General features: G+C 68.1%; 19 protein-coding genes. 4 read left to right on the top strand and 15 right to left on the bottom strand.

Translation table 11 applies throughout. The features are described 5' to 3' along the window. Positions 1 to 11 precede the first annotated feature (11 nt). Genes H5393_RS02325 through H5393_RS02310 form a run of 4 tightly spaced genes read left to right on the top strand, consistent with a single transcriptional unit; the run spans position 12 to position 4,285 of the window. Entirely contained in the window at positions 12 to 965 is a 954-nt protein-coding gene (locus H5393_RS02325; RefSeq protein ID WP_076060815.1) for a carbohydrate ABC transporter permease, read from the top strand. Beyond that, on the top strand, positions 965 to 1,870 hold the full coding sequence (locus H5393_RS02320; RefSeq protein WP_182765763.1) for a carbohydrate ABC transporter permease: 906 nt from the start codon (positions 965 to 967) through the stop codon (positions 1,868 to 1,870). The genes H5393_RS02325 and H5393_RS02320 overlap by 1 nt, the downstream gene beginning before the upstream one ends. Beyond that, a complete protein-coding gene (locus tag H5393_RS02315) occupies positions 1,867 to 3,261 on the top strand; it encodes a GH1 family beta-glucosidase (protein ID WP_182765360.1) in 1,395 nt (464 codons plus the stop codon). Before H5393_RS02320 ends, H5393_RS02315 begins: the two co-directional genes overlap by 4 nt. Before the next feature lie 10 nt (positions 3,262 to 3,271). Then, positions 3,272 to 4,285, top strand: coding sequence for a LacI family DNA-binding transcriptional regulator (locus H5393_RS02310; protein ID WP_182765359.1), 1,014 nt, complete (start codon positions 3,272 to 3,274; stop codon positions 4,283 to 4,285). A 21-nt stretch (positions 4,286 to 4,306) separates the two neighbouring features. Here the strand turns inward: H5393_RS02310 and H5393_RS02305 are convergent, their stop codons facing one another. From H5393_RS02305 to H5393_RS02235, 15 genes are all read right to left on the bottom strand, one after another. Next, positions 4,307 to 5,455 carry an MFS transporter gene (locus tag H5393_RS02305; protein WP_182765358.1) on the bottom strand — a complete coding sequence of 383 codons (1,149 nt, stop codon included), beginning with the start codon at positions 5,453 to 5,455 and terminating at the stop codon, positions 4,307 to 4,309. A 95-nt stretch (positions 5,456 to 5,550) separates the two neighbouring features. Next, entirely contained in the window at positions 5,551 to 6,516 is a 966-nt protein-coding gene (locus H5393_RS02300) for a polyprenyl synthetase family protein (protein ID WP_182765357.1), read from the bottom strand. A gap of 16 nt (positions 6,517 to 6,532) precedes the next feature. Further along, entirely contained in the window at positions 6,533 to 8,113 is a 1,581-nt protein-coding gene (nuoN, locus tag H5393_RS02295; RefSeq protein WP_182765356.1) for an NADH-quinone oxidoreductase subunit NuoN, read from the bottom strand. Next, positions 8,113 to 9,624: an NADH-quinone oxidoreductase subunit M gene (locus tag H5393_RS02290; protein WP_182763841.1), complete on the bottom strand. Its 1,512-nt coding sequence runs from the start codon at positions 9,622 to 9,624 to the stop codon at positions 8,113 to 8,115. The genes nuoN and H5393_RS02290 overlap by 1 nt, the downstream gene beginning before the upstream one ends. A gap of 20 nt (positions 9,625 to 9,644) precedes the next feature. Continuing rightward, complete coding sequence (nuoL, locus tag H5393_RS02285; protein WP_182765762.1) at positions 9,645 to 11,501, bottom strand: NADH-quinone oxidoreductase subunit L; 1,857 nt, start codon at positions 11,499 to 11,501, stop codon at positions 9,645 to 9,647. A gap of 58 nt (positions 11,502 to 11,559) precedes the next feature. Next, entirely contained in the window at positions 11,560 to 11,859 is a 300-nt protein-coding gene (gene nuoK / locus H5393_RS02280) for an NADH-quinone oxidoreductase subunit NuoK (RefSeq protein WP_076060835.1), read from the bottom strand. Then, positions 11,856 to 12,677, bottom strand: a complete 822-nt coding sequence (locus H5393_RS02275) for an NADH-quinone oxidoreductase subunit J (protein WP_245243961.1) — start codon at positions 12,675 to 12,677, stop codon at positions 11,856 to 11,858. Before H5393_RS02275 ends, nuoK begins: the two co-directional genes overlap by 4 nt. Beyond that, positions 12,674 to 13,234: an NADH-quinone oxidoreductase subunit NuoI gene (gene nuoI / locus H5393_RS02270; RefSeq protein WP_076060839.1), complete on the bottom strand. Its 561-nt coding sequence runs from the start codon at positions 13,232 to 13,234 to the stop codon at positions 12,674 to 12,676. The genes H5393_RS02275 and nuoI overlap by 4 nt, the downstream gene beginning before the upstream one ends. Beyond that, positions 13,234 to 14,562 (bottom strand): NADH-quinone oxidoreductase subunit NuoH, encoded by a 1,329-nt coding sequence (gene nuoH, locus H5393_RS02265; protein WP_182763842.1) that lies wholly within the window; start codon positions 14,560 to 14,562, stop codon positions 13,234 to 13,236. Before nuoH ends, nuoI begins: the two co-directional genes overlap by 1 nt. Then, positions 14,559 to 16,967 carry an NADH-quinone oxidoreductase subunit G gene (locus H5393_RS02260; RefSeq protein ID WP_182765355.1) on the bottom strand — a complete coding sequence of 803 codons (2,409 nt, stop codon included), beginning with the start codon at positions 16,965 to 16,967 and terminating at the stop codon, positions 14,559 to 14,561. Before H5393_RS02260 ends, nuoH begins: the two co-directional genes overlap by 4 nt. Next, positions 16,964 to 18,277, bottom strand: a complete 1,314-nt coding sequence (gene nuoF, locus H5393_RS02255) for an NADH-quinone oxidoreductase subunit NuoF (protein ID WP_182763844.1) — start codon at positions 18,275 to 18,277, stop codon at positions 16,964 to 16,966. Before nuoF ends, H5393_RS02260 begins: the two co-directional genes overlap by 4 nt. Next, on the bottom strand, positions 18,274 to 19,017 hold the full coding sequence (nuoE, locus tag H5393_RS02250) for an NADH-quinone oxidoreductase subunit NuoE (protein ID WP_182765354.1): 744 nt from the start codon (positions 19,015 to 19,017) through the stop codon (positions 18,274 to 18,276). The genes nuoF and nuoE overlap by 4 nt, the downstream gene beginning before the upstream one ends. Continuing rightward, positions 19,014 to 20,294 carry an NADH-quinone oxidoreductase subunit D gene (locus H5393_RS02245; protein ID WP_220488198.1) on the bottom strand — a complete coding sequence of 427 codons (1,281 nt, stop codon included), beginning with the start codon at positions 20,292 to 20,294 and terminating at the stop codon, positions 19,014 to 19,016. Before H5393_RS02245 ends, nuoE begins: the two co-directional genes overlap by 4 nt. A gap of 68 nt (positions 20,295 to 20,362) precedes the next feature. Then, positions 20,363 to 21,064 carry an NADH-quinone oxidoreductase subunit C gene (locus H5393_RS02240; protein WP_182763846.1) on the bottom strand — a complete coding sequence of 234 codons (702 nt, stop codon included), beginning with the start codon at positions 21,062 to 21,064 and terminating at the stop codon, positions 20,363 to 20,365. Next, a complete protein-coding gene (locus H5393_RS02235) occupies positions 21,061 to 21,615 on the bottom strand; it encodes an NADH-quinone oxidoreductase subunit B (protein WP_182763847.1) in 555 nt (184 codons plus the stop codon). Before H5393_RS02235 ends, H5393_RS02240 begins: the two co-directional genes overlap by 4 nt. Between the last annotated feature and the right edge of the window lie 9 nt (positions 21,616 to 21,624).

Genomic DNA, 21,624 nt, shown 5'->3' with positions numbered 1-21,624 from the left:
AGGAACTGCGAATGCCATCCATGACCACCTGGCGGCAGCGGGCGAACCGCTGGGACGTCAAGTACTCGCCCTACCTGTACATCAGCCCCTTCTTCATCCTCTTCGCGATCGTGGGGCTCTACCCCCTCATCTACACCGCCTGGGTCTCCGTGCACGACTGGCACCTGATCGGCGGCCAGGGAGACTTCGTCGGGCTGCAGAACTTCATCGACGTCCTGCAGCAACCGCGCTTCTACAACGCGCTGCGCAACACGTTCTCGATCTTCCTGCTGTCGTCCGTGCCCCAGCTCATCGCGGCGATCTTCATCGCGTGGATGCTCGACGCCAACCTGCGGTCCAAGACCCTGTGGCGCATGGGCGTCCTCCTGCCCTACGTGGTGGCACCGGTGGCGGTCTCCCTGATCTTCTCCAAGCTCTTCGCGGACAGCTCCGGCCTGATCAACACCCTGCTCGGCCAGATCGGGATGAACCCCGTGGGCTGGCACTCCGACAGCTTCGCCGCCCACGTGGCGATCGCGACGATGGTGAACTTCCGGTGGACCGGCTACAACACGCTGATCTTCCTGGCCGCCATGCAGGCCGTGCCGCGCGAGCTCTATGAGGCCGCCGTCGTCGACGGGGCCAACCGGGTCCAGCAGTTCTTCTCCGTGACGCTGCCGTCGCTGCGTCCCACGATGATCTTCGTCATCATCACCTCCACCATCGGTGGCCTGCAGATCTTCGACGAGCCGCGCATGTTCGACCAGCTGGGTCAGGGCGGCGCGGACCGGCAGTGGCAGACGCTGACCATGTACCTCTACGAACTGGGCTGGGGGCCGCAACGCAGCTTCGGCCGGGCCTCCGCGGTGGCGTGGCTGCTGTTCCTCATCATCATCGTCATCGGCGTGATCAACTTCTGGCTGACCAGCCGCATCTCCAGTTCCGAGGGCCGCAAGGCCAGGCAGCGCACCAAGGAGGCCGTGTGATGCATTCGACACCCATGATCGAACAGACCGCGGGCAAGGGCGCGGCCCGCTACGCACGCCGCAAGCTGGGGCTGGTCTCCGGCAGGCGCCGGGCCGGGTGGGGCACGTACGCGACCCTGACGCTGGTGCTGCTCATCTCCATCTACCCCCTGTACTACGCCATCCAGCTGGCGAGTTCCGACGCGGCCACCATCGCCCGCAACCCCATCCCGCCCCTGCTGCCGCAGGGCAACCTCATCGAGAACCTCAACCGGGTACTCAACTCCGACATCAACTTCTGGCGGGCCTTCACCAACAGCGTCATCGTCTCGACGGTCACGTCGGTGTTCCTCGTGATCTTCTCGACGCTGGCGGGCTACGCGTTCGCCAAACTGCGCTTCCGCGGCAGGGGGCCGCTGCTGATCTTCGTCATCGCCACCATGGCCGTGCCGATGCAGCTGGGCATCGTCCCGCTGTTCATCGTCATGGGTGAACTGGGGCTCACGGGCAGCCTCGCCGCCGTCATCATCCCCAACATCGTCACCGCTTTCGGCGTGTTCTGGATGACCCAGTACCTGAGCCAGGCGCTGCCCTACGAGCTGATCGAAGCGGCCCGCGTCGACGGCTGCTCCATGATCAGCACGTTCCGCCACGTCGCGCTCCCTGCCGCGATGCCGGCGGCCGCGATGCTCGCCCTGTTCACCTTCGTGGCCCAATGGACCAACTTCTTCTGGCCGTTCATCGTCCTCGATGCCAGCAACCCCACGCTCCCCGTGGCGTTGCAGCTGCTGCAGTCCAGCTACTTCAAGGACTACTCCCTCATCATGGCCGGCGTGGTCATCTCCACCGTGCCGCTCATCATCGTTTTCATCATCACAGGACGTCGGCTCGTCGCCGGCGTCATGGAAGGAGCAGTGAAGGGATGACCCCCGTCACCTTTACCCCCGACTTCATCTTCGGCGCAGCCACGGCCGCCTTCCAGATCGAGGGCGCCAACACCGAGGACGGTCGCGTGCCGTCCATCTGGGACACGTTCTGTGCCACCCCGGGCAAGGTCGTCGGCGGCGACACCGGTGAGGTGGCGTGCGACCACTACCACCGCATGCCGCAGGACGTCGCCCTCATGAAGGAACTGGGGCTCCAGGCCTACCGGTTCTCGACGGCCTGGCCCCGCGTGGTGCCCGCCCCCGGTGAGGTCAACCAGAAGGGTCTCGACTTCTACTCGCGGCTCGTGGACGAGCTCCTGGCCGATGGCATCAAGCCGTGGCTGACCCTGTACCACTGGGACCTGCCCCAGTACGAGCAGGACAGGGGCGGCTGGACCAACCGCGACACCGCCCACCGGTTCGCCGACTACGCCGAGGTGATGTACCGCGCCCTGGGCGACCGGGTCGACATCTGGACCACGCTCAACGAGCCCTGGTGCTCCGCGTTCCTGGGCTACGCGAACGGCGAGCACGCCCCGGGCCACCAGGACGGACGCGAGGCACTGGCCGCGGCCCACCACCTCCTCCTGGGGCACGGGCTGGCCGTGACGCGGCTGCGTGAGCTCGGTCTCGCACAGCCGAAGCAGGTGGGGATCACCATCAACCCCAGCATCCACCACCCGGCAGACCCGGACAGCGCCGCCGACCGCGACGCCGCCCGGCGGCACGACGCCCTGCGCAACCGCATCTGGCTGGACCCCCTCTTCACGGCGGAGTACCCGGCCGACCTCATCGCCGACATGGGCGACCTCTGGCCCGCGGAACTGATCCTCGACGGGGACCTGGAGATCATCTCCCAGCCCATCGACGTGCTCGGCATCAACTTCTACAACGGTGAGACCACCGCCGCTGTCCCGGGCGCCGACGTCGACTCCCCCGGCTCGCCGCACCCGCGCACCGGCGACACCACGGGCGTCGGCCGCGACGTCCCCCTGACCGCCATGGGCTGGGAGGTCTACGCGCCGGACTTCACCGACGTGCTGGTGCGCCTGAGCCGCGACTGGGCCGCCCCGCACGGGGCCTACCTCGTCGTGACCGAGAACGGGGCCGCCTTCAACGACGTGCCGGACGCCGAGGGCTTCGTGGCCGACGCCGACCGCAGCGACTACCTCTACCAGCACATCGGTGCCGTCCACGACGCCATCGAGGCCGGCGCCGACGTCAGGGGCTACCTCGCCTGGTCGTTGCTGGACAACTTCGAATGGGCCTGGGGCTACGAGAAGCGCTTCGGCATCGTCCACGTGGATTATGACACCCAGGTGCGCACGCCCAAGGCTTCTGCCCGTTGGTACGCTGATGTGATCCGTTCACGCGAACTGGCCAAGCCGTAAGAAGGATGAGATGACTCTCAACGGTCGCCCGCCGACACTCGAAGACGTGGCACGCCTCGCCGGTGTGTCGCGGGCGACCGCTTCCCGCGCCATCATCGAACCCGCCAAGGTGTCGGAGGAGCGCCGCTCCGCCGTCGAGGAGGCGATGGCCCGCCTGGGCTACGTCCCCAACGCCGCGGCCCGCAGCCTGGTGACGCGCCGAACCATGTCGATCGCCGTCGTCGTGCCCGAACCCACGCGCACGGTGTTCGAGGACCCCTTCTTCCAGGCCGCCATCGGCGGCATCAACTCCGTGCTCACCGGCGCCGACTACCAGCTGGTCCTCCTGATGGGAGACCCGCAGGGGCAGACGCAGCGGGTGCGCCATTACCTGCGCTCCCGCCTGGCGGACGGCATCGTCGTGGTGTCCCACCACGGGTCCGACGGCGTGGTGGAGACCGCCGTGGCTGCGGGCGTGCCCACCGTGCTGGTGGGGCGTCCGTTCAGCGGCGCCGTCAATGTCGCCTACAGCGACCTGGACAACGTGCTGGGCGGCCGGCTCGCCACCCGGCACCTGGTCGAGCAGGGCTGCTCGACCATCGGCATCGTCACCGGCCCGCTGGACATGGTGGGCGCCCGCGACAGGTTCCAGGGTTGGCGCACCGAGCTCGCCGAGCACGGCAAGGCGGCCGGCGGCATCTGGCATGGCGACTTCGACCGTGACTCCGGCCTCTCCGCAGGGCACGAGATCGCCACCGGTGCGGTGAAGCTCGACGGGCTCTTCGTCTCCTCAGACCTCATGGCGCTGGGGGTGCTGGAATCGCTCGCGGAGCACGGCGTCCGGGTTCCGGACGACCTGCGCGTGGTGGGCTTCGACGACATCAGCCTGGCCGCCTATGCGAGGCCCTCCCTCACGACTGTCACGAACTCCGGTTTCGCGCTTGCCGCCGCCGCCGCCGACCTGCTGATCCAGCAGCTCCAGACCGGGGTGATCCCGGAACCCAGGATCTTGCATCCCGATCTCATCGTCCGCGAATCGGCCTGAGCGCTCATCTGATCCGGGCAGTCAGGGGAGGCGCTCGCGCAATGCGATGGCGACCGCCGCCAGCGCCACTGCGGCAGCGGTGACGACGAAGGCCTGGGCGAAGCCGAACCCGCCGGCCAGCGCACCGATCGCCATGGCGCCGACGCCGGTGCCGACGTCGAAGCCCACGTTCCAGATCACCGAGGTGGAGGCACGGTTCTCCTCCCCCGCCTCCACGAACGAGCGCACCAGCGTCACCGTCTGCAGCGCACCGTAGGCCACGCCCAGCAGGGCGGCGCCGACGATCATCCACGCGGGCTGCCCCCACCGGAGCGAAGCCGCGATGCCCGCCACGCCCAGCGCGGCCACCCCGAGCAGCGACCAGATGAACGGCCTGGTGCCGTAGCGGTCGCTCAGCCCCCCGACCAGGTAGCGCCCCACGGCGGCCAACCCGGTCACGGCGAGCAGGACCGTCATTGCCACGAGGGGGTCGCTGACCAGCTGCGGCGCGAACGTCAGCACCGCACCCCCGGAGGCCGTCACCAACAGCAGGGCGGCCACGGGCATCCAGATCAACGGGAGGACGCGCAGCAGCGGCGCGCCCGCCGAGGACGCCCCCGGGTCGCCCGCCGTCTGCCTGGAGATCTGCCGCCCGAGTTCCGCCACCCACAGGAGGGCGACCAGCGGCAGCAGGCCGAGGACGAGCGTCCAGCGCACGCCGATCACGTCGGCCAGCAGGGGCGCCACCGACATCAGCACCAGCTGCGGGATGGAGATGGCGAGGCCGTAGAGGCCGACGCCCCGGCCACGCACCTCGGGAGGGGTCAGGAGTGCCACGGCGGTGGCGCCGCAGACCGTGATGACGCCGAAGCCGACGCCGCGCAGGGCGTTGGTGCCGAGTACCACCCACAGGTCCGGGCTGATCGCCTGGAGTGCGGCGGGGATCCCCAGCGCCAGGAGGCCGAGCGAGAGCGTGCGGGTCCAGCCCCATTTCGCCAGCCACCGGTTGACCTGTAGCTGGGTGAGGACGGTGGTGGCCATGAGCACCGTGGTGGCCATGCCGGAGCCGAACTCCGCCGCGCCGCCCCGGGCGGCCCACAGCGGGGAGATGGGCAGCAACAGCGCGAACCCGGCGAACGCCACGGAGGCGGTCAGCAGGATCAGCGGCATACCCGGCGCGCGCAGCACCACGAGGAATCACTCCAAGAGCTAGGGGGAATCAACCGCCTCACTCTACCCGGACGGCCGTTAGGCCCCGCCTCGTCGGGCGGCGAGCCGGGCGTGGCCTAGGAGGTGCGCTCGACGAGATCCGTGCACACCTGCAGCAGCGCGTCCTTCGCCTCGCCCTCGGGCAGTGGCGCCAGGTGGGCGCGGGCGATGTCGGCATGGCGCTCGACCTCGGCCTTCGCACGGCCCATGACCGGGTGGGCCTTGAGCCCTTCCAGGGCGGCCTCCAGGTCCTCGTCGGAGCTGAGGTCGCCGTCGATCAGGGCGAGCAGGTCCGCGTCCGCCGCATCCTTCTCCGCCCGCAGCATGAGGACCGGCAGCGTGGGGACGCCCTCGCGCAGGTCCGTACCGGGCGTCTTGCCGGTGCTGGTCGAGGTGATGTCGATGAGGTCGTCCGAGAGCTGGAACACCAGCCCGATCTCCTCGCCGAAGTTCGTCAGCGCGGTGAGCACCTCGTCGGAGGCGCCGGACACCATGCCGCCGAAGCGGGCCGACGCGGCGATCAGCGAGCCGGTCTTGTCCGCGATGACCTGGATGTAGTGGGCCAGCGGGTCCTCGCCCTCGCCGGGGCCCTTGGTCTCGGCGATCTGGCCCTGCACCAGTCGCGAGAACGTCTCTGCCTGCAGCATGACGTAGTCGACACCGAGCTCGGCAACCGTGGTGGAGGCGCGGGCGAACAGGAAGTCGCCCACGAGGATGGCCACGGAGTTGCCCCACAGCCGGTTGGCCGACGGGGCGCCGCGGCGCAGGTCCGCGACGTCCATGACGTCGTCGTGGTAGAGGCTCGCCACGTGGGTGAGCTCCATGACCATGGCGGCCCGCATGAGGTCGTCATGGTCGGACTCCCCACCGAAGTGGGAGGAGAGGAAGACCAACAGCGGACGGAACCGCTTGCCGCCCGCCGCGATGATGTGGCGGGCAGCCTCGGTCACGAACGGCGAACTGGCCACGGCGCTCTCGACCAGGTTGCCCTCGAACTCGTCGAGGAGCACGGTCAAGCGTGCGTCGAGCAGGTCGTTGCCCACTGTGGGTCTCCTAGGGTCAGCGAATGAACTGTGCGGCACCGGCAACCAGGCTGAGCACGCCGCCCGGCACGAGGCCGAGGACCAGCGTAGCCAGACCTGTGACCACGAGCACAACCCACGTCCCGGCGGACGGGGAATCGACCACGCCCACGGTCGCCTCGTCGGCGTCCTGGAACCACATGGCCACAACGACCTTGAGGTAGAAGAACGCGGCGATGACGCTCATCACCACGGCGACCAGGACGAGCCAGCCGTAGCCGCCCTCCCACGCAGACGCGAACACGGTCAGCTTGCCGACGAAGCCCGCGGTCAGCGGGATGCCGGCGAAGCTCAGCATGAACAGGGTCATGAGGGCTGCGATGAGCGGGCTGCGCCTCCCGAGGCCCTTCCAGGACTCGAGGCCGTTGGCCTCACCGCCCGCGCGGCGCACCATCATGACGATGGCGAAGGCACCCAGCGTGGCCACGCCGTAGGTCAGCAGGTAGAACGCGACGGCGGCCACGGACGCCACCGACACGTTGTCGCCGGCCTGCACCGCCCCGACGACGCCCACCAGGATGAAGCCGGCGTGTGCGATCGAGGAGTAGGCAAGCAGGCGCTTGATGTCGGTCTGCGCGAGTGCCGCGGTGGCACCCACCAGCATCGTGACGACCGCGACGACGGAGAACAGCAGCTGCCAGTCCCAGGCGAGTCCGCCGAGTGCGACGTAGTACACGCGCAGCAGAGCGGCCACGGCGGCGGTCTTGGTGGCCACCGCCATGAAGCCCGTCACCGGGGTGGGCGCGCCCATGTAGGCGTCCGGGGTCCACGAGTGGAACGGCACTGCGCCCATCTTGAACAGCAGGCCCACCGATGCCAGCAGCATGCCGCCGAGCAGCAGCCACTTCGAGCCGGTCCCGGCGGTGACCGCATCTGCGATCCCGGCCAGCGTCAGGGCGCCGGAGTAGCCGTACAGCAACGAGATGCCGTAGAGCATGATCGCCGAGGCGATGGAGCCGAGGAGGAAGTACTTGAGGGCAGCTTCCTGGCTCAGCAGGCGACGGCGGCGGGCCATGCCGGTGAGCAGGTACAGCGGCAGCGACAGGATCTCCACGGCCACGAACAGCACCAGCAGGTTGTTGGTGGACGAGAACAGCAGCATGCCGAACAGCGCGAACACCAGCAGCGGGAAGACCTCGGTGTGCTCACGACGGAGGCGGTCCGCCTCCCGCTCGAGCGGCGAGCCGGGCACGGTGGCGGCCGACGACGCGAACGCCGACACTCCCCCACCGACGCGGCGCTCGGCGAAGAGCGCCACCCCGGCCAGCCCGACGAGCAGCAGCAGCGTCCAGAAGACGTAGGTCGGGCCGTCGATCGCGAGCAGCCCCATGGCGGCCAGCGAAGGTGTTTCCTGGACCCAGTTGAGGATGGTCACCCCGAGCGACGCGAGGATGCCGATCGCGGCCAGACCCGCCTGCACCGGCTGGCGGAGGTGCCGGGGCACGAAGCCCTCGAGCAGGATGCCCAGGGCACCCACACCGAGCAGGATGAACAGCGGCGTCAGCAGCATCCACTCCAGCGTGGGAGCGGGGATCGGCGTCTCCAAGAGGTTGATCATCAGTTGCCTTCCTCAGCCTGCGGGGCGGGATCGGTCACGCCGACGGTCGCCATCGTGCCCTGAGCAGCGTCGTCCGCCACTGACAGCACGGGCTTCGGGAAGAAGCCGAACAGCAGCAGCAGGGCGATGAGCGGCGCAACGACGGCCTTCTCGCGGAGCGTGAGATCGGTGGTGACATGGCTGGCGACCTGCTCGGTCACCGGGCCGGTCATCGTGGTCTTGTACATCCGCAGCACGTACACGGCGGCCAGCACCATGGCCAGCACCAGGAACGCGATGTGGATGGGGTAACGCTGCCAGGAACCGGCGAGCACCAGGAACTCGGCGACGAAGTTGCCAAAGCCCGGCAGCGACAGGGCGGAGAGACCCGCGAGCAGCAGGACACCGGAGAGCACCGGGGCCACCTTCTGCACGCCGCCGTACGCGTCGATGTCTGCGGAACCGCGGCGTCGGATCATGAACCCGACGACGAGGAACAGCGCGGCCGTCGACAGACCGTGGTTGAGCATGTAGTAGATGGAGCCGCTCATGGACTGGCTGGTCAGCGCGAAGATGCCGAACACCATCAGGCCGAAGTGGCTGATCGAGGTGTAGGACACCAGTCGCAGCAGGTCCTTGGCGCCGAACGCCATGAGAGCGCCGTAGAACATGGACACGATCGCCCAGACCAGGATCACCGGGGTGGCCCACTGGCTGGCCTCGGGGAACGCCTGGAGGCATATCTTGATCATCCCGAAGGTGCCGATCTTGTCCAGGATGCCCACGAGCAGCGTCGAGGTGCCCGGCGTGGCCTGCTCGGCCGAATCAGGCAGCCACGTGTGCAGCCCGGCCAGCGGCGCCTTCACCGCGAAGGCGAAGAAGAAGCCCGCGAAGAGCCAGCGCCCCATGGACGTGTCGATGTCGAGCCCGACGAGGTCGCCGATCAGGAAGCTCGGCGAGCCGGCCGCCGCCGTGACTGCGTAGACGCCCGCCACCGCGACCAGCATGACCAGGCCACCGGCCAGGGAGTAGATCAGGAACTTGACCGCGGCGGCGCTGCGACGGGGGCCGCCGTAGCCACCGATGAGGAAGTACGTCGGGATCAGCGTCGCCTCGAAGGCCACGTAGAACAGCAGGATGTCCGAGGCCATGAACACGAACAGCGCGAAGCCCTGCAGCAGCAGCGCGAGCGCGAAGAACGTGGAGCCGCCCCAGCGGGAGGTGGGCTCATCGCCCGTGTGCCATTCGGCGAGCAGCACCACCGGCACGATGAGGACGGTCATCAGCACCAGGATGGCGCCCATCCCGTCCAGGTCCAGCGCGTAGCGCGCGCCGATCGAGGAGATCCAGGAGACGTCCTCGGCCAACACGGCGTCCTGCGTGTGCAGGATGAACGCCAGGACACCGAGCACCAGAGTGGTGACCGCGAAGCCGTAGCCGACGAGCTTGCCGACGTGACCCTTCACGAAGAACAGCACGATCGCGCCGACGATGGGCACCAGGCCGAGGACCGTCAGAAGAGGGAATGCCATTGTCATTTCTCAGTTACTCCTTAGCCCAGCTGCCCGATGACAACGACGACGGCGAGGGCCAGGAGGCCCACCCCTGCGGTCAGCCCGTAGCTGCGGACGTAGCCGTTCTGCAGTTTGCGGAACCATTCACCCGCTCCGGTCGCGACCGCGGCGGAACCCATGACCGCGCCGTCCGCGACACCGTGGTCGAAGGCGCCGATGCCGGCTGCCAGAGACTTGGTGGGGCGGATGATGGCGTGCTCGTTGAAGGCGTCGCCGTACAGGTCGTGGCGGCCCGCGTGCACGAGCGGGTTCTTCGTCTCCGGCGCTTCGCGCGGGATGTCCCCCTTGTGCAGGAACCAACCGATCGCGACACCGACGACGACCACTGCCAGCGTCAGGATGCCGATGGTGGTGAAGTGGATCAGCGGGGTGTTGTGCGGCTCCTGGCCGGTGGCCGGGGCCAGCCAGTCCTGGATCCAGCCGTTCATGAGGACGCCGGCCACGATGGACAACAGCGCCAGCACGATGAGGGGCACCGTCATGACGAGCGGCGACTCATGCGGCTCGACGCCGTCCTCCCAGCGCTTCTTGCCGAAGAACGTCATCATCATCAGGCGTGTCATGTAGTACGCCGTGATGCCGGCGCCGAGCAGGGCCAGCACGCCGTAGATCACGTTCTGCTCGAAGGCGGCCTCGATGATGTGGTCCTTCGAGTAGAAGCCCGAGAGGAACGGGAAGCCGATGATGGCGAGGTAGCCGATCCCGAAGGTGAGGAAGGTGATCCGCATGGGGCGGGCCAGGGCACCGAAGTGACGCATGTTCACGTCGTCGTGCATGCCGTGCATGACGGAGCCGGCGCCCAGGAACATGTTGGCCTTGAAGAAGCCGTGCGTGATCAGGTGGAAGATCGCGAACGAGGCGCCGATGGGGCCGAGGCCCGCGGCGAGCATCATGTAGCCGATCTGCGACATCGTCGAGCCCGCGAGGACCTTCTTGATGTCGTCCTTCGACGTACCGATCCAGGCACCGAAGAGCAGCGTGACCGTGCCGACGATGGCGACCGCCGTCGTGGCGATCGGCGCCGCCTCGTAGATGACGTGCGAGCGCACGACCAGGTAGACGCCGGCGGTGACCATGGTCGCAGCATGGATGAGGGCCGACACCGGAGTGGGGCCCTCCATCGCGTCCAGCAGCCAGGACTGCAGTGGCACCTGGGCGGATTTACCGCACGCGCCGAGCAGCAGGAAGAAACCGATGAGCGTGACCCAGACGGGCGTCAGGTTCGCGACCCCCGCGTTGACGTCCTCGAAGCGCACCGAGCCGAACATTGCCAGCATCGTGAAGATCGCCATCGACAACCCGAGGTCGCCGACGCGGTTGACGATGAAGGCCTTGTTGCCGGCGGCCGACGCCGAGGGGCGGTGGGCCCAGAAGCTGATCAGGAGGTAGGACGCGAGGCCCACGCCTTCCCAACCGACGAACAGCACCAGGTAGTTGTCCGCCAGGACCAGGAGCAACATGGCGGCGATGAACAGGTTCAGGTACGCGAAGAAGCGACGGCGACGCTCGTCGTGCTCCATGTACCCGATCGAGTAGATGTGGATCAGCGAGCCGACGCCGGTGACCAGCAGGACGAACAGGATCGACAGCTGGTCTGCCAGGAAGCCGACGCCGACCGACCAGTTGCCGGTGGCGATCCACTCGTACAGCTGGACGTTGATGGCGCGGTCGTCGGGGGACGCCCCGAGGAGTTGCAGGAACAGCACCAGGCCGATGGCGAACGACGCGATGGGTGCCAGGGTGCCGAGCCAGTGGCCCCAGGCGTTGGTCGCCCGGCCTGCCAGCAGCAGGAAGGCGGCCGAAGCCAGCGGGATGGCCACCAGCAGCCAGACCATCAGGCCGGTGCTCGACAGGGCGGAGACGGATTCAAGGAGTTGCACGCTCGTAGTCCCCTTACAGCTTCATCAGGTTGGCGTTGTCGACGGAGGCCGAGCGACGGGACCGGTACACGGCGACGATGATCGCCAGGCCGACCACAACTTCAGCGGCTGCCACGACCATCACGAAGAACGCCGCGACGAGTCCGTCGAGGTTCCCGTGGAATCGGGCGAATGCGACGAATGCGAGGTTCGTGGCATTGAGCATCAGTTCGATGCTCAGAAAGGCGATGATCGCGTTGCGGCGCAGCAGGAACCCTGCGATGCCGATGGCGAACAGGATCGCCGAGAGGATCAGGTAACCCTCGGGGCTCATTCGTCGTCTCCTTCGATCTCAAGCGTGCGACCCTCGAGCGCCTGGTAGGCGGAGGAGGTGGGTGCGCGCAGTTCGTCCACGTCGACCACCACGCCACGCATGGTGAGGGTGCGCGAGACGGACTTCTCGGCGATGGACCCGTCCGGGAGCAGCGCCGGGATGGAGATGGCGTTGTGCCGGGCGAACACACCCGAGTTGGGCAGCGGGCCGGGGTGCTCGCCGAGCTCGGCGTAGGCGCGCTTGCGGAGTTCAGCGGACTCCACCTGGTTGACCTTCTTGCTGAGGAGCTCGCCGTGGGCCAGCACCATCGCGCCGACCGCGGCCGTGATCAGGAGGGCCGCGCTCGCCTCGAAGAGGAACACGTACTCGCCGAACAGCTTGTTGGCCAGCGACGGGATGTTGCCGCCGTACTCGGCGTTGGCCTCCGCCAGGCCGGCGGGCTGCCCGCCGACGGTGAACTGGCCGACGGCGGAGATCATCAGGATGCCGATGCCCAGCGCCACCAGCGAGGCGGCTATGCGATGGCCCTTCAGCGTCTCGACGACCGAGTCGAGCGAATCCACGCCGATCAGCATGACGACGAACAGGAACATCATCAGGATGGCGCCGGTGTAGACGACGATCTGGATGACGAACAGGAAGGGCGCGTCCTGGGCTGCGTAGAGGACCGCGATGGCCACCATTACGCCGGCCATCGCGATGGCCGAGTGGATGGGCTTGCGCGACAGCAGAAAGATCAGGGCGCAGATCACCGCGATGGGCGCGCACACCCAGAAGGCGACCTCACCGGCTGTCACCAGCGGGATCATGGGGATCATTTGGCCGCTCCTGTGGTCGTCGAGCCGGTGCGGGTGTCGGGGGTGCCCGTCGCGGGCAGCCCCAGGAAGTAGTCGCGCTCGTCCGCGCCGAGGCGACGGGGGTGCGGCGGTTGTTCCATGCCGGTCAGCAGCGGCGCGAGCAGGTCTTCCTTTTCGTAGATCAGGCTCAGCCGCGTGTCGTCGGAGATCTTGAACTCGTTGGTCATCGTCAGCGCCCGGGTGGGGCAGGCTTCGATGCAGAGGCCGCAGAAGATGCAGCGCAGGTAGTTGATCTGGTAGACGTGGCCGTAGCGTTCGCCCGGCGAGTAACGGGCGTCGTCTGTGTTGTCGGCGCCCTCCACGTAGATGGCGTCCGCCGGGCAGGCCCAGGCGCACAGTTCACAACCGACGCACTTCTCCAAGCCGTCCGGCCAGCGGTTGAGCTGGTGCCGGCCGTGGAAGCGCGGCATGGTGACCTTCTCCGCGCCCTTCTTATGCGGGTACGACTGCGTGAACGTCTTGCGGAAGATGGTGTTGAGCGTGATGCCGAAGCCGGCCCACGGATCGAAGATGCCCATCAGGCTTCCTTCCCTTCTGCGGTGACCTCGGCCATGGTCTGGTCCTGCGCGGGTCCGCGCACGACGCCTGCGAGCTCAGGCAGCATCTGCCCGGGCATCGGGGGCACCGGGTAGCCGCCGGCGAAGGGGTCGTAGACCTCTTCGACGACCGGGCGCTCCTCCGGCAGTTCGGCCACGGGGTCCTTGCCGCCGAACAGCCACCACAGGACGATGAGCAGCGCGAGGCCGAGGCCGAGAGTGGCGTTGCGGAACTGCGTGTTGGCGACCAGCGCGACCACGATGATCCAGATCAGCGAGATCTCGATCAGCACCTTCCAACCGAGACCCATGAACTGGTCGTAGCGCAGGCGCGGCAGCGTGCCACGCAGCCACACGAACACCGAGATCAGGAACTGGACCTTCAGCATGAAGAAGATCGGGCCGAACCACGGGTTGTTGAAGAACTCGATGTTGTTCAGCGGCCAGATCGGCAGGTAGCCGCCGAGGAACAGCGTCGTGCAGACCGCCGACACGGTCGCCATGTTGATGTACTCCGCGAGGAAGTACAGCGCGTAGCGGAAGCCGGAGTACTCCGTCAGGTAACCGGAGACCAGCTCCGACTCGCACTCGGGCAGGTCGAAGGGTGCACGGTTGGTCTCGCCCACCATGGCGATGGCGTAGATGATGAACGACGGGATCAGCAGCAGGAAGTACCAGGTCTGCAGCCCGAGCGGCAGCGCGATGTCGGTGAAGGGCACGACGAGTTGCAGCGGGATGCGCTGCGACTCGACGATCTCCGAGGTGGACATGGAGCCGGCCATCAGGAACACGGCGACCATGGACAGCCCCATCGAGATCTCGTAGGAGATCATCTGCGCCGTCGAACGGATGGAGCCGAGGAAGGAGTAGGTGGAGTTGCCGGCCCAGCCCGCGAGCACGATGCCGTAGATGCCGATCGAGGCCGAGGCCAGGATGAACACCGCGGCGACCGGCAGGTCGGTGAGCTGGAGGCGGGTCTCGACGCCGAACATCGTGACCTGCCCGCCGAACGGGATGACCGTCCAGCAGGTGAAGGCGGCCACCGCGGTGAGCACGGGGGCGATGTTGAACAGCCACTTGTCGGCGTTCTTCGGGCGGAAGTCCTCCTTGATGAGGGCCTTCATACCGTCTGCGAGCGCCTGGCCGAGGCCGAAGGGGCCGTTCATGATGGGGCCGAGGCGGTGCTGCATCTTGCCGACGAGGCGACGCTCGTACCACACGTTGAAGATCGTCCAGACGAGGAGGACGACGAAGAGCGCCACCACCTTGATCAGGATCAACCACCAGGGATCGTTCATGAAGATGTTCATGCCGTTGCTCCTTCGACGACGGTGACGGCCGTGACGCGGACCGGCGAACCGGGGGCGGCGACGAGGCGCTCCCCCTGGCCGGGGTTGACGGGCACCCAGACCACATCGTCGACCATGCCGGGGACGATGTCGACCGGCAGCACCAGGCTGCTGCCCGCTGCCTCCACGGTGGCGACCTCGGACAGACCGAGCCGCTCCGCAGTGGCGGCGGAGACCCGGGCGACCGGCGGACGTGCGGTGGCCCGCAGCGCCAGTTCGTAGTCGTTGCCCTGGGAGGCGTCGAGCAGTTCGCGCCATCCGGCGACGACCGGGCCGGCGTGGGCGGGAGCAGCCGCGACGGCGGGGGCCGCCGGCCGGTCGCCGTCCCAGGCACCGAGCTCGGTGAGGTCCGTGTAGGCCTGCTTCGGCGCGCGGAAGCCGAGCGTCGACCCGAGGGCATCTGCCAGCGCGGCCAGGATGCGGATGTCGGTCATCGGCGACACGGGCTGCTTGACGATCACGTTGACGCGGCCGTGGCGGTGCTCCCAGTTGAGGAAGTGACCCGACTGCTCCTCGAGGAGTGCGGCCGGGAAGACCACGTCCGCGCGGGCGGTGACGGCGCTGGCGCGCTGCTCGATGCTGACCACGAACTGGGCGGCCTCGAGGCCGGCCAGCGCGGTGGCCGGGGAACCGAGGTCGTGCGGGTCCACACCGGCGACGACCAGCGCCTTGAGCGTGCCGTCTGCCAGCGCGGCGAACTGCTCCTCGGCCGAAAGACCGGCCTCAGCGGGCAGCGAGCCGACGCCCCAGTGGGAGGCGACATCGACGCGGGCGGCGGGGTCCGCCACCGGGCGACCGCCGGGCAGCAGGCCCGGCAGGCAGCCGGCCTCGATGGCCCCGACGTCACCTGCGCGACGCGGGATCCAGGCCAGGCGGGCGCCCGTGGCGTCCGCCTTCGCGGCAGCGGCGCTCAGCACGCCGGGGAGGACTGCGGCGCGCTCGCCGACGAGGATGACCGAGCCCGCGTCGAGGTCCGTCAGGGCGTCCAGCGCCTCGGCTTCGCGGCCGGGGGCCGTGGGCACGAGGGTGGCGGACAGCTTGTCGGAGCCGCGGGAGAGGAACGGCGCGAGGGTGGTGACCTTCAGGTGCCCCTTGCGGACCGCCTTGCGGAGGCGGAGGAACACGATCGGCGACTCGTCCTCAGGCTCGAAGCTCACCAGCACCACGTGCTTGGCTACCTCCAGATCCGCGTACGTGACGGCTTCGTCGACCCCCCTGCCGGCCACGCGGGCGGCGAGGAAGTCTGCCTCCTCGGCAGAGGCGGGACGCGAGCGGAAGTCGACGTTGTTGGTGCCCAGCACCGCACGGGCGAACTTGCCGTAGGCGTAGGACGCCTCGACGCTCAGGCGACCACCGGTCTGGACACCGACGGCGGAGCCGGCGGCGCGGAGACCCTGGACCGCGGCGTCGATGGCCTCGGGCCACGACGCGGGCTCCAGCACTCCACCGCGGCGCACGAGCGGGCGGGTGATGCGGTCGTCGCCCCGGCCGTACATGAAGCCGAAGCGGCCCTTGTCACAGCTCCACTCCTCGTTGACCTCAGGCTTGTCGCCGGCGAGGCGACGCTTGACCTGGTGGTGCCGCTGGTCCGTGCGCAGTTCACAGCCGGACGCGCAGTGCTCACAGGTGGTGACCCGCGACACGAGGTCGAAGGGACGCGCCTGGAAGCGGTAGGCGGCGGAGGTGAGGGCGCCCACGGGGCAGATCTGCACCACGTTGCCGGAGAAGTACGAGTCGTACGGGTCCTGCTCGTAGGTACCGACCTGCTGCAGCGCACCGCGCTCCACCAGGGCGATGAAGGGGTCACCGGAGATCTGTTCGGAGAAGCGCGTGCAGCGCGCGCACAGCACGCAGCGTTCGCGGTCCAGCAGGATCTGCGCGGAGATGGCCACGGGCTTGGGGAAGGTGCGCTTCAAGCCTTCGAAGCGGCTCTCACCGGGGCCGTTGGCCAGCGCCTGGTTCTGCAGGGGGCATTCGCCGCCCTTGTCGCAGACGGGGCAGTCGAGCGGGTGGTTGATCAGCAGGAACTCCAGCATGCCGCGCTGCGCCTTCTCGGCGACGGGCGAGGTGCGCTGGGTGTTGACCTTCATGCCCTCGGCCACCGGCATGGTGCAGGAGGCCTGGGGCTTCGGGAAACCGCGGCCGTTGCCGGCGTCGGGGATGTCGACCATGCACTGGCGGCAGGCGCCCACCGGGTCCAGCAGCGGGTGGTCGCAGAAGCGCGGGATGGCGGTACCGATCATCTCGGCGGCCCGGATGATCAGCGTGCCCTTGGGAACGCTCACCTCCGTGCCGTCGATGGTCAGGGTGACCAGGTCGGGCTTCGGAGCCACCTCACCCGAGGTCGTCTTGGCGTCGACGGTCATCGCACGTCTCCTTCCGCGGCGAACAGTGCGCTCTTCTCGTACGGGAACACTTCCCAGGCGGGAGTGTGGTAGCCCTGCTCGAACTCGGAGCGGAAGTGCCGCACGGCACTGGTCACCGCGGCGACCGCACCGTCGGCGAGCGCGCAGAACGAGCGGCCACCGATGTTGTCGCAGATGTCGAGGAGCTTGTCGACGTCGCCCTCGCGGGCGGTGCCGGCTTCGAACTTCATCAGGAGCTGCACGAGCCACCAGGTGCCTTCACGACACGGGGTGCACTTGCCGCAGCTCTCGTGCTTGTAGAACTCGACGAAGCGCAGCGTCGTACGCACCACGGAGGTGGTGTCGTCGAAGATCTGCAGTGCCTTGGTGCCAAGCATCGAACCGGCCGCCGCCATGGATTCGTAGTCCATGGGGAGGTCGAGGTGCTCCGGCGTGAGGATGGGCGTCGAGGAACCGCCCGGGGTGAAGAACTTCAGTTCGTGGCCGTCGCGCATGCCGCCGCCGAGCTCAATGAGCTCGCGCAGCGTGATGCCCATCGGGGCCTCGAACTGGCCGGGAGTCTTGATGTGGCCCGACAGCGAGTACAGCGTGAAGCCCTTGGACTTCTCCGTGCCCATGGACTGGAACCAGTCTGCGCCGTTGTTGACGATGGCCGGCACCGAGGCGATGGACTCCACGTTGTTGACCACCGTCGGCGAGGCGTACAGACCCGCGACGGCGGGGAACGGCGGGCGCAGGCGGGGCTGGCCACGTCGGCCCTCGAGGGAGTCCAGCAGCGCCGTCTCCTCGCCACAGATGTAGGCACCGGCGCCGGCGTGCACGATCACGTCGAGGTCGTAGCCGGTGCCCATGATGTTCTTGCCCAGGTAGCCGGCCGCGTAGGCCTCCCGGACCGCCTGCTGGAGGCGGCGGATGACGTGCAGGACCTCACCTCGGCAGTAGATGAACGCCGTATGGCAGTTGATCGCGTACGACGAGATGATGACGCCCTCGACCAGCGTGTGAGGCGTGGCCATCATGAGCGGGATGTCCTTGCAGGTGCCCGGCTCCGACTCGTCGGCGTTGACCACGAGGTACTTCGGGTTGGGATTGTCCTGCGGGACGAAGGACCACTTCATGCCCGTCGGGAAGCCTGCGCCACCGCGGCCGCGGAGGTTGGCGTCCTTGACGAGCGAGATGAGGTCTGCGGGCTGCATGGCCAGGGCCTTGCGCATCGCGCGGTAGCCACCTGTGGCCTCGTAGCGGGCGAGCTTCCAGGAGTTGGGTGCGCCCCACTGTTCGCTGAGGACGGGGGTGAGCAGGTCGGTCACTGTGCGGCCTCCTGCTCGGCGGCGGCCGGCTTCGCGTCAGCGGCCGGGGCCTTCCAGTCGTTCTCACGGGCGATGTCGACACCGGCCAGCGAGGCGTGACCTGCGGAGGGCCCTTCGTCGGCCCGGCCGTCGGGGAACCCGGCGAGGACGCGCTCGGCTTCGCGCCAGGAGGTGATGGTCGCGCCACGGGAGGAGACGACCTCCTCGTCCTTCTGCAGCTTCTCCAGCAGGTCGTCGGCCTTCTCCGGGGTCATGTTGTCGAAGAACTCCCAGTTGACCATCATCACGGGGGCGAAGTCGCACGCCGCGTTGCATTCGAGGCGCTCCAGCGAGATCTGGCCGTCCGGGGTGGTCTCACCCTCGTCGATGCCGAGGCGCTGCTTGGCCCGGTCGAGCAGGATGTCGCCGCCCATCACCGCGCAGAGCGCAGTGGTGCAGACGCCGACGTGCTGCTTGCCTGCGGGGCGGCGCTTGTACATGGTGTAGAACGTCGCGACCCCGGAGACCTGCGCCGTGCTGATGCCCAGCACGTCGGCGCACACTTCGATGCCCCGGGGGCTGATCCGGCCGTCGACCGACTGGACGAGGTGGAGCATCGGCAGGAGTGCGGAACGGGGCTGCGGGTAGCGGGCCGCCAGCTCGCGCAGTTCGGCGATGGTGCCGTCGTCGATCTGGGACGACTGGTCGGTGTAGTCCACCGAACCGGAATCTGGGAAGTGGCTGGCAAAGTGGCCGCTCATCGGTCCACACCTCCAAGTACGGGGTCAAGGCTGGCGAGCGAGACGACGACGTCGGACATCATTCCGCCCTCGCACATCATCGGGATCGACTGCAGATGGTTGAAACCGGGATCGCGGAAGTGCACCCGGTAGGGTCGTGTCCCGCCGTCGGAGACGACGTGGCACGCGAGTTCGCCCTTGGGGGATTCGATGGCCTGGTAGACCTGCCCCACCGGGACCCGGAAGCCCTCGGTGACGATCTTGAAGTGGTGGATGAGCGCTTCCATGGACTCGCCCATGATGTGCTTGATGTGCTCGTTGCTGTTGCCCTGGCCGTCGGCGCCCAGCGAGAGTTGCGCGGGCCAGGCGATCTTCGGGTCTGCGACCATGACCGGCTGGCCGTGCGTGCGCTCGAGGCGGTCGATGCACTGCTCGACGATCTTGAGGGACTCCCAGCACTCCTGCAGACGGATCCGGAAGCGGCCGTAGCTGTCGTCCGAGTCCCAGGTCACGACGTCGAAGTCGTAGGTCTCGTAGCCGCAGTAGGGCTGCGTCTTGCGCAGGTCCCAGGCGTAGCCGGTGGCGCGCAGCGGCGGACCGGACATGCCCATCATCGTGGCCGCGGTGAGGTCCATCACGCCGACGCCGGACTGGCGGCCGATGAAGATGGGGTTCTCGTTGCAGAACGTGGCGTACTCCGGCAGGTGCTTCTTGAGCCAGTCCACGATGGTGCGCAGCTGGCTGATGCCATCCTCGGGCAGGTCGTTGGCCACGCCGCCGGGGCGGATGAACGCGTGGTTCATGCGCAGGCCCGAAATGGCCTCGAAGAAGTCGAGGATCATCTCGCGCTCGCGGAACGCGATGGTCATGACCGTCAGCGCGCCGATCTCCATGCCGCCGGTGCCCATGGCGACCAGGTGTGAGGCGATGCGGTTGAGCTCCATCATGAGCACGCGGATGACGCTGGCGCGCTCCGGGATGTCGTCGGTGATACCGAGCAGCTTCTCGACGGCCAGGCAGTAGACGGCCTCGTTGAACAGCGGCGCGACATAGTCCATGCGCGTCACGTAGGTCACGCCCTGGACCCACGTCTTGTACTCCGCGTTCTTCTCGATGCCCGTGTGTAGGAAGCCGATGCCGGGGCGGATGGACTTGACGGTCTCGCCGTCCATCTCGAGGATCAGGCGCAGCACGCCGTGCGTCGACGGGTGCTGCGGGCCCATGTTGACGACGATGGTCTCGTCACCACGTTCGGCCTGCTCGGCCGCGATGTCGGTCCAGTCGCCGCCCTGAGCCAGGTAGACGCGATCGACCTTCTCCTCGCTGGTGCCGGCGAAGACGTCTTCGGTGGTTGCGTGGGTGTGGGTCACGAGTAGGTCCTCCTGTTGTCGGGAGCGGGCACCTTGGCGCCCTTGTACTCGACGTCGACGCCACCCAGCGGGTAATCCTTGCGCTGCGGGTGGCCCTTCCAGTCGTCCGGCATGAGGATGCGGGTGAGCGACGGGTGGCCGTCGAAGATGATGCCGAACATGTCCCAGGTCTCACGCTCGTGGTAATCCACCATGGGGTAGGTGGCCACGACCGACGGGATGTGGGGATCTTCGTCCGGACAGGTGACCTCGAGCCGGACCCGACGGTTGTGGGTGTAGCTCAGCAGGTGGTACACGGAGTGCAGTTCCGCGCCCTTTTCGTTCGGGTAGTGCACGCCCGAGACGGACACGCAGACCTCGAAGCGCAGGAACGCGTCGTCGCGGAAGGTCCGGGCGACGGCGGCGAGGTGCTCGCGCGGAACGTAGATCGTGAGCTCACCGCGGTCGAACAGCACACGGGCGCCGCCGAGTTCCTCGGGCAGCAGTTCCAGGGCCCGGCCGTAGACGGCGTCCGACGGGTCGTCGAACGGCGGCTCGGTGCGGCCCGGCATGCTGAGGCCGCGGGTGAGGCCGCCGTAGCCGGAGGTGTCGCCGGCACCGCGGGACCACATGCCCGCCTTGCTGGTGAAGATGGGCTGCTGGGCGGGGAGGCCCGAGGTGGCGGGAAGGTTCTCCTCAGGAGTCTGGTCGTCGCTCATCGCATGAGACCCTTCATCTCGACCTTCGCGGGCGCGGCCAGCGCGGCCTGCTCGGTGTCCTCGACCCAACGGTCCATGTTGGCGCCGATCGGGTGCTTCTGCACCTTCTCGCGCAGCTTGAACATCGCCTCGATCAGCATGTCTGGGCGCGGCGGGCAGCCGGGGACGTACATGTCGACGGGCAGGAAGTGGTCACAGCCCTGGACGATCGAGTAGTTGTTGAACATGCCGCCGGAGGAGGCGCAGGCGCCCATGGAGATGACCCACTTGGGGTTGGGCATCTGGTCGTACACCTGGCGGATGACCGGCGCCATCTTCTGCGACACGCGGCCGGAGACGATCATCAGGTCAGCCTGGCGCGGCGAGGCGCGGAAGACTTCCTGACCCCACCGACCGGAGTCGTAGCGCGGCGTGCCGAAGGCCATCATCTCGATCGCGCAGCAGGCGAGGCCCATCGTCGCGGGCCAGAACGAGGCCTTCCGGACCCAGCCGAAGACGCCCTCGAACGTGGTCAGCAGGATGCCGCTAGGAATCTTGTCTTCGATACCCATGTTTATCTC

Origin of the sequence: Tessaracoccus sp. MC1756 (assembly GCF_014164735.1) — a bacterium.
GTDB lineage: Bacteria > Actinomycetota > Actinomycetes > Propionibacteriales > Propionibacteriaceae > Arachnia.
This window is presented reverse-complemented; position numbering and strand designations above follow the sequence as displayed.

Bases quoted from the DNA above. Each gene is read 5' to 3' on its own strand.
- H5393_RS02325 (WP_076060815.1), top strand. From the start codon at position 12: ATGCCATCCATGACCACCTGGCGGCAGCGGGCGAACCGCTGGGACGTC.
- H5393_RS02320 (WP_182765763.1), top strand. From the start codon at position 965: ATGCATTCGACACCCATGATCGAACAGACCGCGGGCAAGGGCGCGGCC.
- H5393_RS02315 (WP_182765360.1), top strand. From the start codon at position 1,867: ATGACCCCCGTCACCTTTACCCCCGACTTCATCTTCGGCGCAGCCACG.
- H5393_RS02310 (WP_182765359.1), top strand. From the start codon at position 3,272: ATGACTCTCAACGGTCGCCCGCCGACACTCGAAGACGTGGCACGCCTC.
- nuoN (WP_182765356.1), bottom strand. From the start codon at position 8,113: ATGATCAACCTCTTGGAGACGCCGATCCCCGCTCCCACGCTGGAGTGG.
- H5393_RS02290 (WP_182763841.1), bottom strand. From the start codon at position 9,624: ATGGCATTCCCTCTTCTGACGGTCCTCGGCCTGGTGCCCATCGTCGGC.
- nuoL (WP_182765762.1), bottom strand. From the start codon at position 11,501: ATGGTCTGGCTGCTGGTGGCCATCCCGCTGGCTTCGGCCGCCTTCCTG.
- nuoK (WP_076060835.1), bottom strand. From the start codon at position 11,859: ATGAGCCCCGAGGGTTACCTGATCCTCTCGGCGATCCTGTTCGCCATC.
- H5393_RS02275 (WP_245243961.1), bottom strand. From the start codon at position 12,677: ATGATCCCCATGATCCCGCTGGTGACAGCCGGTGAGGTCGCCTTCTGG.
- nuoI (WP_076060839.1), bottom strand. From the start codon at position 13,234: ATGGGCATCTTCGATCCGTGGGCCGGCTTCGGCATCACGCTCAACACC.
- nuoH (WP_182763842.1), bottom strand. From the start codon at position 14,562: ATGAACATCTTCATGAACGATCCCTGGTGGTTGATCCTGATCAAGGTG.
- H5393_RS02260 (WP_182765355.1), bottom strand. From the start codon at position 16,967: ATGACCGTCGACGCCAAGACGACCTCGGGTGAGGTGGCTCCGAAGCCC.
- nuoE (WP_182765354.1), bottom strand. From the start codon at position 19,017: ATGAGCGGCCACTTTGCCAGCCACTTCCCAGATTCCGGTTCGGTGGAC.
- H5393_RS02240 (WP_182763846.1), bottom strand. From the start codon at position 21,064: ATGAGCGACGACCAGACTCCTGAGGAGAACCTTCCCGCCACCTCGGGC.
- H5393_RS02235 (WP_182763847.1), bottom strand. From the start codon at position 21,615: ATGGGTATCGAAGACAAGATTCCTAGCGGCATCCTGCTGACCACGTTC.